We start from the raw sequence: 16276 nt of genomic DNA on the forward strand, positions 1-16276 counted from the left end.
GGTGTGTCCTTTATTGAATAAGAGGCGAGCCTTAATCAGGTTTAAAAATACCAATTAAGCCGGGTTGCTCCGAATTGGTGGTCGTCGCTGCGGGTTTTGCCCCACGCTCAGAAAACTGATGTCCGCATTGCACACAGTGAACTTCTTCCTGTTCCCCTGTAACTGTCAACATCAGCGTGTCTTCCAGATGACACGCGGGACACTCAGCACCTGCAATAAATCGTTTCCGTGTTTGAGTCATATTCACCTCTGTGGCTATCAGGTATAATTGTCGCAGAAAAATCAGTTGAACCCAAGTTAGGACACATCATGATAACGATTCGCGCGGCTAGCTTAATGCGCGGCGGCAAACTATTGCTCGAAGATGCCTCATTTACTCTGTTCCCTGGCCACCACGTCGGCTTGATTGGCCGTAACGGAACCGGTAAGTCATCCTTATTTGCCTTGTTACGGGGTGAATTAAGCCTTGATAAAGGCGATTGTGAGGTGCCCAAAGGGTGGCGCATTGCAAGTGTAAAGCAAGAAACACCCGCGCTTGACCAATCCGCTCTGGATTATGTGTTAGACGGAGATCAGGAATTACGCCAGATTGAACAACGCTTGGCGCAAGCTGAACGTGATCACGATGGCCTTGCCATTGGCCAATGCCATGATCAGCTCGCCACCATTGGGGGGTACGATGCCCCTGCTCGCGCCGCATCGCTATTAGCAGGGCTAGGGTTCCAGCCAGACCAAATTCACACGCCAGTCAAAGCCTTTTCTGGGGGCTGGCGGATGCGCCTCAACCTGGCTCAAGCCTTAATTGCCCGCGCCGATTTGTTGTTACTGGACGAACCAACGAACCACTTAGATATTGACGCAATCTTCTGGCTTGAAGAATGGCTACAGCGCTTCCCCGGAACCTTGATCATTATTTCGCACGACCGTGACTTTTTAGACGCCACAGTTCAACAAATCATTCATATTGATCAGCAACGCGCCACCAGCTATACCGGTAACTACAGTAGTTTTGAGCAACAACAAGCAGAACAACTCGCTCAGCAGCAAGCACAATTTGATAAAGAGCAAGCACAACGAAAGCATTTACAAAGCTTTATCGACCGCTTTCGCTACAAAGCCAGTAAAGCCAAGCAAGCGCAAAGCCGCATTAAAGCCCTTGAACGCTTGCAAGCCAGCGCGCCTTTGCGGGCCGCCAGTCATTTTGAGTTTTCATTTAAGCCCCCAGAGCAACTGCCCAACCCGCTGCTTACCCTAGAGCAGGTTCAAATCGGCTATGGGGACACCGTGGTGTTGGAAAAAATCCAATTCAATCTGGTTCCTGGCAGCCGCATTGGACTCCTAGGGCGCAATGGGGCGGGCAAATCAACCCTCGTCAAACTGCTAGCAGGTGAGCTGCAGCCACAAGCGGGGGTTGCAGCAATTAATCCAGCTGTGAAATTGGGATATTTTGCTCAGCATCAGCTCGAAACTCTGCAAGTTGATGCCACCCCATTGTTACATCTCCAACGTCTCGATCAGCAAGCAACGGAGCAACAACTCCGTGATTACCTAGGCGGCTTTGGATTTCGTGGTGATGATGCGACGCGCTTGGTCGGCCCAATGTCCGGTGGTGAAAAAGCTCGTTTAGTGTTGGCTCTGATTGTTTATCAACGGCCTAATTTGCTCTTGCTGGATGAGCCAACCAACCACTTGGATAACAGCATGCGCGAAGCCTTGGTCTATGCCCTGCAGGAGTTTACCGGGGCAATGGTTATTGTGTCGCACGACCGTCACCTGTTAAGGACCACGGTGGATGAGTTTTATTTGGTGGCGAATCAGCGGGTGGAACCCTTTGCGGGCGATTTGGATGCTTATCATGATTGGTTAAAGCAACAAAGCCCGGCGGCAGAAAACACCAACGATACAGCACGCGCCAAGCCAAGCCGCAAAGATGAGAAACGTGATGCGGCAGAACGACGGCAGGCACTTAAGCCATTAAAAGATCGGGTTAAAAAGGCAGAGCAGCAGCTGCAAACAGCAGAATCGCGGCTCGCCGAACTGAACGAACGGCTTGCCGATACGCGATTATACGAAACTGAACATAAAGCCGAATTAACGGACATATTGCAACAACAAGCCAAGGCGCAGGCCCAGTTAGCCATTGCCGAAGATGAATGGATGGCAGCGGAAGAGGCGCTGCAGGAGGCTCTTAATTTATGATGATTCCATGGCAACAACTCGACCCGAGCACACTCACTAACATTATCGAAGCCTTCGTCTTGCGCGAAGGCACCGACTACGGTGATGAAGAAAAGTCACTCGCTGAAAAAGTGGCAGATGTGCGGGCGCAATTAGTCGCCGGAACGGCCATTCTGGTTTGGTCCGAGTTATATGAAACCGTCAATATTATGCCCGCTGATCAGCCTCTAGATGGTAAGTAAACACTTGCTTCCAGGGGACGGCAGGGTCACCAAGCACTAGGAAATTGGGGTTACCAAGGTGCTCGCTTCGATTATAAGTAAGCGGCGTAAAATGCTCACTGACAATGGTGCCACCGGCCTCAGCGACAATCACTTCAGCTGCCGCAGTATCCCACTCTCCGGTTGGCCCCACCCGTAAAAAACAATCTGCTCGCCCTTCGGCAATCATGCACGCTTTCAGTGAGCAGCTGCCCGCATGAATCAATTGAACCGAGCGCTTTTGATTCATTCGCATTAGCACGCGCTCGCGCGGTTGACGCCGACTAACGGCTAAGGTCAACACATCGTGCTGGGGATCCACTAATTGGCGCACATGAATTTGACGACTGCCAAAGCGATCCGTTCGAAAAGCCCCTCGCCCCCGCTGGGCCGTGTAAAGCACATCCCCGGGTGGCCAATAAATAATTCCCAACACGGGCTGATGATTCTCAATCAGTGCAATGATCACTCCAAAATCACCACTGCGAGCAATGAACTCCTGCGTGCCATCCAACGGGTCAACAATCCAATAGCGGGGCCACTGTTGCCGTTCTGCAAACGCTAAATGGGAGCCCTCTTCCGACAAAATTGGAATGGTTGGCGTTAACGCCGCCAATCCATCGACAATTAAACGATTGGCCGCAAAGTCCACACTGGTCACTGGCGATTCATCGTCTTTATGGTAGGTTTCGAAGGCTTGTTCTTCGTACAGCTCTAAAATGAGCTGACCAGCCTGCTTGGCAACGGCGGCGGCCCCCGTCAGCCAGTGATGTAAAAGGTCTGTCGAACCAGCTTCCGTCACTGATTTAGCTCTCGCAAAGTAAGGAGTAACGCAGCAATGCTTCGTGCCTCGGTAAAATCATGTTGGTTCATTAATTCTTCGCTCTCGTGAATGGACCAAAGAACTTTTTCTAACGGTTCTGGTTCATCCCCAGGCAATGACTCTTGGTACAAGTCACGGGCCATAAAGATATGCATGGTCGCAGCAAAAAATTGAGGCGCCATGGTTACACTTTTTAACGGGATCAACTGCCGTGCCCCATAGCCAATTTCTTCTTTTAACTCACGATTGGCCGCTTGCTCGGGCGTCTCATTGGGATCAATCAACCCCTTCGGGAAGCCCAACTGGTAATTATGCAGGCCGGCGGCATATTCACGGATTAAAATCAGGGTATCGTCGTCAAGAAACGGGACCACCATCACTGCCCCGCGGCCGCTACCTGCTAAACGTTCAAATTGGCGTTCCACCCCATTGCTAAACTTCAAATCGACCGCTTCAATCCGTAACAGACGACTTTGCGCAACAACATGACGTGCCAAAATCTCAGGAATGGGTTTATTAGACATAAGAATCCCATATTACTGGCTAAGTACACTGGCTTTTCGTTACTATAACGGGAAAGAAGTCGTAGGTACAACCATGAGGAGTTCTGAATGAGCATCAGCGATCGCCAATGTGATGTCGTCGTTATTGGCAGTGGCCCAGGGGGTGAAGGCGCAGCCATGCAATTAGCCAAAAGTGGGCGCAAGGTTGTCATGGTTGAAAAACACGACTCCATTGGAGGCGGCTGCACACACTGGGGGACCATTCCTTCGAAAGCGCTGCGCCATTCCGTGAGTCGACTCATTGAATACAATGCAAACCCTCTATTTGCGGCAGAACGCATTCAGCGACGCTTAACCTTTGCGGAAATCTTAAAACATGCCCAAGGGGTGATCCGCAAACAAGTCCGTCTACGGACCAGCTTTTATGATCGAAACGGCGTGGCCATCGTCTATGGCACCGCTGCCATCGCAGATAAAAACCGGGTGACGGTGACCCTTCCGGATCAAACCGTCGAATCCATCCATTGCAAACAAATTCTCATTGCCACGGGTTCTCGCCCCTATCGGCCAGCGGATGTCGATTTCAATCATCCCCGTATTTATGACTCTGATACGGTCTTAGACTTAGTGCATGAGCCTAAAAGTATCATCATTTACGGGGCCGGCGTCATTGGCTGTGAATATGCCAGCATATTCCGCGGCTTAGGAGTCAAAGTTGACCTGATTAACACCCGAGATCGGCTGTTAAGTTTTCTGGATGCCGAAATCTCCGACGCCTTGAGTTACCATCTGCGCAACAGTGGGGTCGTGATCCGTCACCATGAAGAATATGAGCGCATCATCGGGCATGACGACGGCGTGACGCTGTTCACCCATTCGGGGAAACGGATTGATGCCGATTGCCTATTGTACGCCAACGGCCGCTCTGGCAACGTCGAAGAGCTGGAGTTAGCGAATGTTGGGCTACAACCTAATCATCGCGGCCAATTGGAGGTCAATAAAAACTATCAAACCGCGGTTGATACCATCTATGCCGTGGGTGACATTATTGGCTACCCATCCTTAGCCAGCGCAGCCTATGACCAAGGCCGTATCTGCGCCAGCGCGATGATTGATGGTGAGTGTGAAGAACGGCTGATTAGTGATATTCCGACCGGTATTTACACCATTCCAGAAATTAGCTCAGTGGGTAAAACAGAGGAAGAGTTAACTGCTCAGAAAATTCCTTATGAAGTCGGCCGGGCTCAATTCCAACACCTGGCACGGGCGCAAATTTCCAACACGACGGTCGGTAGTTTAAAACTTCTCTTTCACCGAGAAACCCTTGAAGTGCTTGGAATCCATTGCTTTGGTGAGCGGGCGGCAGAGATTATTCACATTGGGCAAGCAATCATGGAGCAGAAGAACGGGGGCAATACCATTAAGTACTTTGTCACCACCACCTTCAACTATCCGACCATGGCTGAAGCCTATCGTGTTGCTGCACTGAATGGGCTGAATCGCATTCATTATTGGTGAGTGCGGCGCTGCACCGGCAATTCAACCCGCACCATTAAGCCCCCTAGACGGGGGCTAATGCCAAATAGCACACGGCCTTGATGCCGCTCCACCAAACGTTTGACAATGGTTAACCCTAACCCTGAGCCTTTCGTTGAACGGGCCTTGTCACCTTGCGTGAAAGGTTGCAGTAAGTACTCTACCTGATTCGCGGGAATGCCGGGGCCATCGTCACTCACTTTTAGCCACACGGCATCCCGCTCCTCATCATGGCCTGTTTCGACCAACACCCGCTCTCGCCCATAGCGTTCGGCGTTCTCCAGCAAGTTCAACAAGACACGTTTGATGGATACTTCACGCACCCCAATATTTGGCACGGGCTGGTACTGCACTTCTATTTTCGTATGCCACGAATCGGGCACATGAGCGACCACATCTTCAACAATATAGTTGAGGTTGTTCTGCTCGTGGTCCGCATCCGTATCGATTCGCACATAGTCAATAAACTGATCAATAATGGCATTCATATCATCAATGTCACCAATGATCCCTTCGGCCAAGTAATCCTCACTTTCGGGCATCATTTCTGTTGCCAAACGGATCCGCGTCAGAGGGGTTCGCAAATCATGACTAATCCCCGCCATGAGTAATGCTCGGTCTTGTTCAAGTTGTTTAACCCCTTGCACCATCTGGTTAAACGCTTGCGTCACCGCAATAATTTCACTCGAACCGCGTTCACTTAAAGGCGCAGGATAATCGCCTTGACCTATTTGCTGGGCAGCGGCTTCTAACGCTTTCAACGGCCGATTTTGCCAATTGGTAAAAATCATGCCACCAATCACACTCAAGCTGCCAATAATAATCAGATAGAACAATAAAGGGGAAAACCGCGCTTCATCGAAACTATCCAAGTTAAATACCAACCAATACCCGGGTAAGTTTTCGGTGCGTAGCCACACCCGATAGTGACTCCCTTGGGAAATTCGAACTTCCGTACGTGCTTGCAGTAATTCACTTAGCTGGGCGGATAAGAAGTTATAGGTGGTTGCCTCATGCAAGCCAAAGTGCGCCGCTTGACTCTCTGCGATCCCTTCCACCCCGGTTGCCTCGGTATAGCTCTCCACCAAGCGTTGGCGCTGCTCTAATGGAATATCTTCCTCTACCAGCCATTGGTCCAGCGCTAGAATCCCTTCCACTTGACGTGCCACCACACTGCTAATTTGCTGCATGCTTGGTTTCACCACATACAACCCAATCATGATGTAAGACACCACTTGGTTCACTAACAGCAGCACGGCGATCAACGCCATGGTGCGGGCAAACGCTGAGCGAGGAAAGAGCCGCATTCTGAGAGCCGCTATTTGGACTCAGACTTTTCGTCGGGGACAAACACGTAACCAAGCCCCCAAACGGTCTGAATGTATCGTGGATTCGCAGGGTCGGCTTCTAGCATACGGCGCAACCGTGATACTTGTACGTCAATACTGCGTTCGAGCGCACTGTAGTCGCGGCCTCGCGCCTGATTCATTAGCTTATCCCGTGACATGGGTTGCCGCGGATGCGTTACCAGTGCCTTCAATACCGCGAACTCACCACTCGTTAATGGAATCGGCTCCCCATTACGAAACATTTCCCGGGTGCCTAAATTCAGGCGAAACTCTCCGAAACAAATTTCTTCATCAGCCGCACTCGGTGCTCCCGGAATATGGGTTCCTCGACGCCGTAACACGGCTCGAATTCGTGCTAATAACTCGCGCGGGTTAAAGGGTTTTGCGAGATAATCATCAGCCCCCAGCTCTAACCCGATAATGCGATCTACTTCGTCTCCTTTTGCGGTTAACATCACAATAGGAATTTCATTATTCTGCTGTCTCAGGCGGCGGCAAATGGTTAACCCGTCTTCTCCTGGCAACATTAAATCAAGCACGATCAAATGAAAGTTCTCGCGCTCTAATAAGCGATCCATTTGCTCACTGTCACCCACCGAACGTACTTGGAATCCTTGCTCTGACAAATAGCGCTCAAGTAGCCCACGGAGTCGAGCATCATCATCAACCACTAAAATTTTAAATGTTTCTTGATTCATCATGGTCCCTTTTTTCGCACTGTGAGAACTATATGCAATGCCTTCGCTTTTGCAAATAAAGCCTTGTAAGCAAAGATTACAAGAAAATTACCCACCGTTGTCATTGATTTGTTTCACCAGCAACGTAAACTCACTGCCCATGTTAGGGGATTGTATTGAGGTCTGGTACACAAAATGAGAACTAATTTGATCAGCCGCTCAGGTTATGAGCTGCTGCAACAAGAACTCAATCATTTGTGGCGTGTTGAACGACGAGAAACCACTGAAAAAGTTGCCTGGGCGGCAAGCTTAGGTGATCGCAGCGAGAACGCTGATTACAAATACAATAAGCAAAAGCTTCGGCAAATTGATCGGCGGATTCGTTTTTTACAAAAACGCTTAGAACAACTGAAAATCGTGGATTATTCGCCTCAACAAGAAGGCAAAGTGTTTTTCGGGGCGACCGTTGCGGTAGAAGACAATGACGGCAACACCCTGAGTTTTACCATTGCTGGCCCCGACGAAATTTATCAACGCGATGACGTCATTTCCATTGATGCCCCCATGGCACGTGCAGCACTTGGTAAACAGCTGGATGACGAATTTACCGTCCACACGCCAAACGGTGCAAAAACGTGGTATATCATCGCCATTGAATACCGTCTTACCCGTGCCAGTACCAGTTAAACTGGTATACTGGGCGTTATTTTAATCGCTACTACGAGAGAAACTATGAGCTCGATTACTCAGCAAATCGCGAACGAGTTAGCCGTAGGTTCGCAGCAAGTACAAGCTGCAATCGCGCTACTTGATGACGGCGCCACGGTGCCATTTATTGCTCGTTACCGTAAAGAAATAACCGGTGGCTTGGATGATTCTCAGCTACGTTCGTTAGCACAACGCTTAACCTATTTGCGTGACTTGGAAGATCGCCGTGCCGTGATCTTGGCCAGTATTCGTGAGCAAGGGAAGCTGACCGACGAGTTGGAACAAGCCATTCTTGGCACCTCATCGAAAACCGAACTTGAAGATCTCTATCTGCCTTATAAACCCAAGCGGCGTACCAAAGGTCAAATTGCCATTGAAGCAGGCATCGAGCCTTTAGCGAATGCCTTACTGGAGCAACCGGGTTTAAACCCCGATAGCGAAGCAGTGGCTTACGTGAACGCTGACGCAGGATTTGCCGACGTGAAAGCCGTGCTCGAGGGCGCTCGGTTTATCCTGATGGAACGCTTTGCTGAAGATGCGCAATTGCTTAAAAAGGTCCGTGAGTATCTGCTAGAAAATGCTGAGATAAGCAGTAAAGTAGCGCCAGACAAGGAAACCGAAGGGGCTAAGTATCGGGACTATTTTGAGTTCAGTGAAGCCATTAAAAAAATTCCTTCACATCGTGCATTAGCACTATTCCGAGGGCGCAACGAAGGCATCTTGCAGTTAAAGCTGAATCCCGACCCTCAACAAGACGACCCCAAAGCTCGTAGCTACGGGGAAGCGCTCATTGCGGCACACATTCAATGGCAACACCAAGGCCGTGCTGCCGATGACTGGTTACAGCAGACCGTGCAATGGACCTGGCGAGTCAAAGTGTTGTTGCACATGGAAACCGAGCTATTTGGTCAAGTGCGCGAGCGGGCTGAAGCCGATGCCATTAAGATTTTTGCCAATAACTTAAAAGACCTCTTGATGGCCGCCCCAGCTGGCGACAAAGTCACCATGGGTCTGGATCCTGGGGTTCGCACCGGTATCAAAGTCGCGATTGTAGATGGCACTGGCAAGGTGCTCGATACCAATACCTTATTCCCTTTTCAGCCGCAAAATCAGGTGGAAAAGTCACTACGCACCTTAGCCAGCCTGTGTCGACAATATCAGGTAGAGCTGATTTCTATTGGCAACGGCACCTATTCACGAGAAACCGATAAACTGGTCGGTGAAATGCTCAAAGCAAATCCAGACATCGCTGCCAGTAAGGTGATTGTCAATGAAGCGGGTGCCTCCGTTTATTCCGCTTCAGAATTGGCCGCGCAAGAGTTCCCTGATATGGATGTATCACTGCGTGGCGCTGTTTCCATCGCTCGGCGCCTACAAGATCCGCTCGCCGAGCTGGTTAAAATTGAGCCAAAGTCCATTGGAGTGGGCCAATATCAGCATGATGTTAGCCAAGCCCAACTGGCGCAAAGTTTGGATGCGGTGGTCGAAGACTGTGTGAACGCTGTTGGCGTCGATATTAATACGGCATCCGTGGCTTTACTGGCCCGTGTGGCCGGCCTCACCCGTACCTTGGCGCAAAACATTGTCGCCTACCGCGATCAACACGGCCGTTTTGCAACACGTCAGCAATTGCTGAAAGTGCCACGAATGGGACCCAAGTCATTTGAACAGTCCGCCGGCTTTTTACGCATCATGAACGGGGATAACCCGTTGGATGCTTCAGCGGTTCACCCTGAGGCTTATCCAGTGGTGGAGCGTATCGCGGCCAGCAACCAACGCCAAGTTGGCGACCTGATTGGTGATACAGCGTTCTTGCGACAACTCAATGCGCGCGATTACACCGACGACACCTTCGGTCTACCAACGGTGCAAGATATTTTGCGCGAACTTGACAAGCCAGGCCGTGACCCTCGCCCTGAGTTTAAAACAGCGACCTTCAAAGAAGGCGTCGATGACCTGAAAGATTTAAAACCAGGAATGACGTTAGAAGGTGTGGTCAGTAACGTTGCTGCGTTTGGTGCCTTTGTCGATATTGGGGTGCATCAAGATGGGTTGGTCCACGTTTCGGCGTTGTCAGACAAATTCGTCAGTGACCCGCGTGAGGTCGTGAAAGCCGGTGACATCGTGAAAGTGAAAGTGCTTGAAGTCGATGTGCCACGGAAACGTATTAGCCTGACCATGCGTTTACACGATGAGGTAACTCCCACAGCGCCAGCCGCTAAAACTGAGTCAACCAAACCGACCGCGGCAAAAGCCAAGCAACCGCGTCGTAGCCATGCGCACGCATCGCACAGCTCAGCGTCATCAGCCATGGGTTCGGCCTTTGCTGAAGCCTTCGCTAAGGCAAAAAAATAGCGGGGCAAGCCCCGCTATTGTCATTTAGTTTGCTTGTGGCCCACGTAGCGCAAGCTGCAACCGCTGGGCAAATTCACGCTGCTGCTGCTCAAAAGCAGTACGTAGCGTGAGTGCCTTTTGCTTCAGCTCCGCCATGCTTGGCAGGTGCATGTTTTGTTTCATGGCTTGCCGTTTTAAATCAAGCAGCTGTTTACGCACTTGATAGTAATCACGCAACTTTGCCACCACCATATCAAATTCATCATGCAGGGTCGCCAAGGTCGTTTCACAAGAAATCTGAGCTTTCTCTTTGGCCTTTTTGAATTGCATTTCTAGCCGGGCTTTTTCAATTTGATAACCATTGGTGCGCTTCAAATTGGACGTTAACCCGAACCATGAACCGAGGCGAATAAGCCATTTGGTTGGGTCAAAATGCCACCAGCGGATCCCGTTCCGATAATCAGCAGAGAAAATATGGTGGTAATTATGATACCCCTCACCGAAAGTCAACAACGCCAAGAAGCCATTGTCTCGCGCCGTATTGCGGTCGGTATAGGTTTGCTTGCCCCAAATATGAGCCAAGGAGTTAATGAAAAACGTGGTGTGGTGGTTAAGCACCAAACGGGCAACACCCACTAAAATCAAGGAGCCCCACACATCCCCAACCATCAGACCTAACGCAATCGGCCAACCAATGGTGGTTAACACAGTCAGCACCAAATAATGGCGATGCTGCCACATCACGATGGAATCTTTTTGGAGGTCTTTCACGTTATCATAGTCATGATACCGCGATGCTTGATACTCTCGTAACATCCAACCGATATGCGAATACCAAAATCCGCGTTTGGCGGAGTACGGGTCTTTATCATTATCGTCAACGTGCTTGTGATGCTCACGATGATCCGAGGCCCAATGCAGGGCACTATTTTGCAGTGCTAAGGCACCGCCTAACGCAAATAAAATTCGTAACGACCAATGGGCATCGTAAGCTCGGTGCGCCCATAAGCGATGATACCCTGCGGTGATAGACAAGCCCGCAAATACTAAGGTACCAATCAGACCAATCACTAAAGCACTCGAAAAACCGTGCGTTAATGCGTACCAAGGAACGCCAATCACCGTAATCAAAAAGGTGATTGTAAACAAACTGACATTCACCCAAATAATAGGCGGTTTTTCAGTGGCATTTGAAGAAGGATTTGACGACATAAATAGACCAACTTAACTCATATAAACGAAAAAAATGCGTTCAGTGAACACATGTACGCTCAATTTACCTGCCCCATCGCCGCCGCGCAAGAAAATTTATGTAAAATACGGTGAATTGCGAGTTTCAACGTTCACTGACATAATCGACGGAATAAATGACCTTAAGGAGAAATCGACCCAATGGCGGGTATTCGTGCTGCACAAAAAGAAAAAACTCGACGGGCGCTGATTCAGGCAGCCATGAACCAGCTCACCGCTGAACATGGCTACGCCAGCCTGAGCCTGCGCGAAGTTGCCCGCGAAGCAGGAATTGCACCTACCTCGTTTTATCGCCATTTTCGGAATATGGAAGAGCTGGGCCTTACCCTCGTGGATGAAGGCGGACTAACGCTTCGACAATTATTGCGACAGTCACGCCAGCAAATTGCCAAGGGCGGTTCCATTATTCGAGCATCCGTGACCACCTTTATGCAGTTCGTCCAAAATAATACGGCTATTTTTCGTCTGTTGCTGCAAGAAAAATCCGGGAACTCAAAAGAATTCCGCTTAGCGATTGCCCGTGAAGTGGAACATTTTACTGCTGAGTTGGTGGACTACTTGATTGAAGAGCAAGGGTTTGAGCGCGAACTGGCCGAAATGCAGGCGGATGCCATTGTTCGTATCGTCTTTAGTGCCGGAGCCGATGCCCTTGACGCTGATCCCAAAGAGCGGCATCGACTGACCGAGCAAACCATCTATCAGTTACGCATTGTTGCACGCGGTGCCGAAGCTACCCGGTTGGGGGCCAAAACCACAAAATAAGAGGAACCGCGGTCACCACAACCAATAAGGTTAAAGGAAACCCTAACCGCCAATAATCGGAGAATTTATAACCTCCAGGCCCCATCACGAGAATATTTGCTTGATGACCAATAGGCAGAATAAACGGCAAGGCAGCACCCAAGGCGACAGTCATCAAAAAGGGGTCTGCAGACACTCCAAGCCCCGCGGCCATATTTAGCGCGATGGGTGCCATTAACACGGCTGTCGCAGCATTATTGACTACGTTAGAAAGAGCGATGGTTAGGAGTAATAATAACGCTAAGGCAACGGCCAGAGGCGCCCCCTGCCCCAACCATAACACCCCCTGTGCCAACGTCTGCGCGGCACCGGTTCGCTCCAATGCGCTTCCTAACGGTAAGGTTGCCGCTAGTAACACCACAATCGGCCAATCAATATTTTCGTAGAGCTCACGCAGTGGAATAATATTCGTCACCACCATCGCACCAGCAGCCGCTGTGAACGCCACAGGAACACTCACCCAACCCAAGGCACTGGTAACTATTGCGACGAAAAAGAATAGTAGCGGGGTCAGCATGCGTTTCGACGCGCCAAGGCGTAAGCTTCGGCGAGCAAGAGGGTAACAACCAAAGCGCCGGAATAAATCAGCCAAAATTTCAGCATCTCCATGCAATAACAGCACATCGCCAGGCTTAAAACGAATATTGGCCAAGGTGGACTGAAGCCCTTGGCCTTCACGCGCCACCCCCAGCACATTCACACCAAAGCGATGGCGTAACCGCAAGTCGGCAGCAGAACGCCCAATCAGCCGCGAGTTGGGCCCGACTACTCCTTCCACGACATGAATTTCGTCAGAAATCAAAAAGCGCTCCGCCAGCGCCTCTTCGGCATTTAATTCCAATTGAGTGATATCCAGCAAGCGCTGCAAGGTTTCAGTGGTACTCTTAACGATCAAAATATCTTCCGCTTTGATTCGCTGGTAAGGACGCGGGGGCGTGATCAACTCTTTGCCTCGCTTAATCGCTAGCACCACAAACCGATCGGGGAGCTTATTTTCAAACTCGTACAGCGTAGTATCAATGCTTGAGCTCCCCTGCGGCACCCACAGCTCAGTTAAATATTCGCCCATTCCGTACGCTGCCTGCTGCTGACGTTGCTGGCCTGAAATCGGGACCAGCCAGCGACTGGTGAGCCACATAAACACCAACCCGATAACCGTGATGCTCAACCCCACGGGGGCAAAATCAAACATACGATATGCTTCGCCGATAACATCATGTCGAATTTCGGCGATGAGAATGTTCGTTGGTGTTCCAATGAGACTGATGGTTCCACCCAGCAATGAACCAAATGCCATTGGCATCAGCACGGTGGAAGCATGGCTACGACCGTTGCGGGTTAAATGAAGGGCAATAGGAATCATGATAGCCATGGTGCCGGTATTGCTGACAAACGCCGAGCAAACCGCGGTGATTCCAGTTAACAGGATCATCTGTGTTGCAAGGCCTCGGTCCGCCCGTTGGAGCAACATGGCCAGTGCATCGACCGTACCCGAATGCCAGAGTGCATGACTAATAATAAGAACCGCTGCCACGGTGATAACGGCGGCATTGCCAAACCCGCTAAATACTTCATTCGCCGGAATCAGTCCAAGCACGGCAGCGACAAGAAGCGCAAACATTGCTACGAGATCATAGCGCCAACGTCCCCAAACGAATAGAATCAAGGCGCCGAGAATAACAGCACCAATCAATAGTTGGTCAATCATGGTCATTTCACTGGTCAAATGATAACTACAGATTGGCGATATTTCGTGGGAAGTCAATAATTTTACTGCTAAGATGCAATGAATAAAACGAATAACAATGACGCAACAGTTCGCAGGAGTACTCGTATGTTACGCCGCCTTAGTTTTGCACTGATTGCCACCATGGTTGCCGTTTCGGCCCATGCGCGGCACATCACTTTGGAAGAAACCATCACGGTCCAATCCATCAACAGCGCAGTCATTGCAGCTGATGGCAAGGTCGCTGCCTTTACCAAAGTGGTTCCACGTCAACCTTATATTGATGATGATGGCACCGCTTATGTCGAGCTTTACGCCATCACCGCCAATGGCGAGACGGTTCCCTTTATTACCAGCAAAGAAAGCCTGAGCAGCATTCAACTTCACCACCAAGCGGTCTACTTTTTAGCGCGCCGTGGTGACGCCAAGCACACCAGTCTGTATCACATTCCGACCACCGGGGGTGAAGCACAATTGGTATTCGGCCATGACTCAGCCATCAGCAGTTACGCGCTGAGCCAAGATGGACGTTACCTGGTATTCCGTGCGCGGAGTAAAACCGATGATAGTAAAGCCAAACTCGCCAAAAAAGGGTTTAAAGCCGAAGTCTATGAAGAAGAAAATGTCTTCACCCACGCTTGGCTGGTAGATTTACACCAAGAATCACCGCAGGCGACTCAATTAACCAATGAGCGCGAAATTCATTCCGTCGCGTTTCGCCCCGGGCACGAACAAGTGTTAGTGCGCGTTGCGCCCACACCGTTGATTGACGACAACTACATGACCAGTCACTACGAGTTGATTGACTTTAACGGTAGCACCGTCAGCAAATTTGACTCTGAAGGGGGCCTAGGGCAAGCCGAGTTTTCACCGGATGGCCGGTATCTCGCCGTGATTGGTTCAGCGGATTATAACGACCCATCGGCTGGTCGGTTGTACGTATACGATACGCAAAGCAATAATACCCGCCGTGAAGTGCTGCCCAACTATCAAGGTCATGTCCGTGATATCGCCTGGCGCCAAAACGATGAACTCATTTGGTTAGGTCACCGAGGCACCAAAACTGAAGTACAAGCACTGACCATGCAGTGGCTTGAATCACGCACGCTGATGGAACCTGGTAAGTTAATTGCGGTTGATTTAGCAGTTGCTCCGTATCAAGAACCTATTTTGATCCGTGCCCATAGCGCTGAGCACCCAACGGAATTGTTCCGTTTACAAGGTCAGCGTATTGAGCGGTTAACTGATTCGAACCCTTGGCTGGCCGACATCGACATGCCACGGCAAGAAACGATCCGCTATAAAGCTCGCGATGGCGTCGAAATTGAAGGTATCTTAGTGTACCCCACCAACTATCAAGCCGATCAGCGTTATCCATTGCTCATGGTCGTACACGGTGGCCCGGAATCTCATTACAGCGACGGCTGGCTAGATCGGTACGGAAACCCGACCAAATACGCTGCCCAGCAAGGCTATATGGTATTCTTCCCGAACTATCGTGGCAGTACCGGCCGAGGTGTTGAGTTCTCGAAGCTAGGACAAAATGACTATGCTGGAAAAGAGTTCGACGATTTGGTCGATGGTAAAGACCATTTGGTGGAATTAGGCCTAGTGGATGCCAGCAAAGTTGGTATTACGGGCGGCTCTTACGGCGGTTTCGCTTCCGCATGGGCTGCAACGGCGCTGACTGAGCATTTTGCGGCCAGTGTGATGTTCGTTGGAATTAGCAATAATATTTCGAAGTTCGGTACCACCGATATTCCAAAAGAAATGCATGCAGTCCACGCCCGCAGCTACCCGTGGGATAAATGGCAATGGTACTTAGAACGCAGCCCGATCTATCATGCTGAAAAAGCCAAAACCCCAATCCTGATCTTGCACGGCAAGGAAGACACGCGGGTTCATCCAAGTCAGTCCATGGAACTCTATCGGTACCTGAAAACCCAGGGGAACGTTCCAGTGCGCTTGGTGTTGTACCCGAATGAGGGGCACGGTAACCGCCGTGCGGCTGCACAACTTGATTATGCGATGCGCTTGATGCGTTGGATGGATCACTTCTTAATTGAAGGGAATACCGAAGCGCCTCCCCATGAATTGCCTCATTTAGAGCGAATCAAGTAAGGGCCATTA

Annotated in this window: 14 protein-coding genes; 7 read left to right on the top strand and 7 right to left on the bottom strand. The window is 50.3% G+C overall.

What is annotated here, in order from left to right; genetic code table 11:
- Window positions 1-31 precede the first annotated feature (31 nt).
- On the bottom strand, window positions 32-241 hold the full coding sequence (locus tag BLP64_RS06500) for a YheV family putative zinc ribbon protein (RefSeq protein WP_092592904.1): 210 nt from the start codon (window positions 239-241) through the stop codon (window positions 32-34).
- 68 nt (window positions 242-309) lie between these two features.
- Between BLP64_RS06500 and BLP64_RS06505 the strand changes: the two genes are divergently transcribed.
- Window positions 310-2199 carry an ATP-binding cassette domain-containing protein gene (locus BLP64_RS06505; RefSeq protein ID WP_092592906.1) on the top strand — a complete coding sequence of 630 codons (1890 nt, stop codon included), beginning with the start codon at window positions 310-312 and terminating at the stop codon, window positions 2197-2199.
- Window positions 2196-2420: a YheU family protein gene (locus BLP64_RS06510; RefSeq protein ID WP_092592908.1), complete on the top strand. Its 225-nt coding sequence runs from the start codon at window positions 2196-2198 to the stop codon at window positions 2418-2420. Before BLP64_RS06505 ends, BLP64_RS06510 begins: the two co-directional genes overlap by 4 nt.
- On the opposite strand, the gene cysQ is transcribed toward BLP64_RS06510, so the two are convergent.
- Together cysQ and nudE are read right to left on the bottom strand one after the other, a co-directional pair.
- A complete protein-coding gene (gene cysQ / locus BLP64_RS06515; protein WP_233340118.1) occupies window positions 2386-3240 on the bottom strand; it encodes a 3'(2'),5'-bisphosphate nucleotidase CysQ in 855 nt (284 codons plus the stop codon). The two genes, BLP64_RS06510 and cysQ, sit on opposite strands and share 35 nt — an antisense overlap.
- Window positions 3237-3785: an ADP compounds hydrolase NudE gene (gene nudE, locus BLP64_RS06520; RefSeq protein WP_092592910.1), complete on the bottom strand. Its 549-nt coding sequence runs from the start codon at window positions 3783-3785 to the stop codon at window positions 3237-3239. Before nudE ends, cysQ begins: the two co-directional genes overlap by 4 nt.
- Before the next feature lie 87 nt (window positions 3786-3872).
- On the opposite strand from nudE, the gene sthA reads away from it, so the two are divergent.
- Window positions 3873-5282, top strand: coding sequence for a Si-specific NAD(P)(+) transhydrogenase (gene sthA / locus BLP64_RS06525; RefSeq protein WP_092592912.1), 1410 nt, complete (start codon window positions 3873-3875; stop codon window positions 5280-5282).
- Here the strand turns inward: sthA and envZ are convergent.
- Window positions 5273-6607, bottom strand: a complete 1335-nt coding sequence (gene envZ, locus BLP64_RS06530) for a two-component system sensor histidine kinase EnvZ (protein WP_092592914.1) — start codon at window positions 6605-6607, stop codon at window positions 5273-5275. The genes sthA and envZ overlap by 10 nt on opposite strands.
- Window positions 6608-6618: 11 nt before the next feature.
- Window positions 6619-7350 carry an osmolarity response regulator transcription factor OmpR gene (gene ompR, locus BLP64_RS06535; RefSeq protein ID WP_143001074.1) on the bottom strand — a complete coding sequence of 244 codons (732 nt, stop codon included), beginning with the start codon at window positions 7348-7350 and terminating at the stop codon, window positions 6619-6621.
- Window positions 7351-7521: 171 nt separating this feature from the next.
- On the opposite strand from ompR, the gene greB reads away from it, so the two are divergent.
- Window positions 7522-8013 carry a transcription elongation factor GreB gene (greB, locus tag BLP64_RS06540; protein WP_092592918.1) on the top strand — a complete coding sequence of 164 codons (492 nt, stop codon included), beginning with the start codon at window positions 7522-7524 and terminating at the stop codon, window positions 8011-8013.
- A gap of 45 nt (window positions 8014-8058) precedes the next feature.
- On the top strand, window positions 8059-10389 hold the full coding sequence (locus BLP64_RS06545) for a Tex family protein (RefSeq protein ID WP_092592920.1): 2331 nt from the start codon (window positions 8059-8061) through the stop codon (window positions 10387-10389).
- Window positions 10390-10413: 24 nt separating this feature from the next.
- Here BLP64_RS06545 and BLP64_RS06550 read toward each other — a convergent pair whose 3' ends face one another.
- Window positions 10414-11580 (bottom strand): acyl-CoA desaturase, encoded by a 1167-nt coding sequence (locus BLP64_RS06550; protein WP_092592922.1) that lies wholly within the window; start codon window positions 11578-11580, stop codon window positions 10414-10416.
- 180 nt (window positions 11581-11760) lie between these two features.
- Between BLP64_RS06550 and fabR the strand changes: the two genes are divergently transcribed.
- Window positions 11761-12381, top strand: coding sequence for an HTH-type transcriptional repressor FabR (fabR, locus tag BLP64_RS06555; RefSeq protein ID WP_092592924.1), 621 nt, complete (start codon window positions 11761-11763; stop codon window positions 12379-12381).
- Here the strand turns inward: fabR and BLP64_RS06560 are convergent.
- Entirely contained in the window at window positions 12350-14128 is a 1779-nt protein-coding gene (locus BLP64_RS06560) for an SLC13 family permease (protein ID WP_092593025.1), read from the bottom strand. The genes fabR and BLP64_RS06560 overlap by 32 nt on opposite strands.
- Before the next feature lie 126 nt (window positions 14129-14254).
- On the opposite strand from BLP64_RS06560, the gene BLP64_RS06565 reads away from it, so the two are divergent.
- Complete coding sequence (locus BLP64_RS06565; protein WP_092592926.1) at window positions 14255-16267, top strand: alpha/beta hydrolase family protein; 2013 nt, start codon at window positions 14255-14257, stop codon at window positions 16265-16267.
- Window positions 16268-16276 lie beyond the last annotated feature (9 nt).

The organism is Pseudidiomarina indica, assembly GCF_900104245.1.
Lineage (GTDB): Bacteria > Pseudomonadota > Gammaproteobacteria > Enterobacterales > Alteromonadaceae > Pseudidiomarina > Pseudidiomarina indica.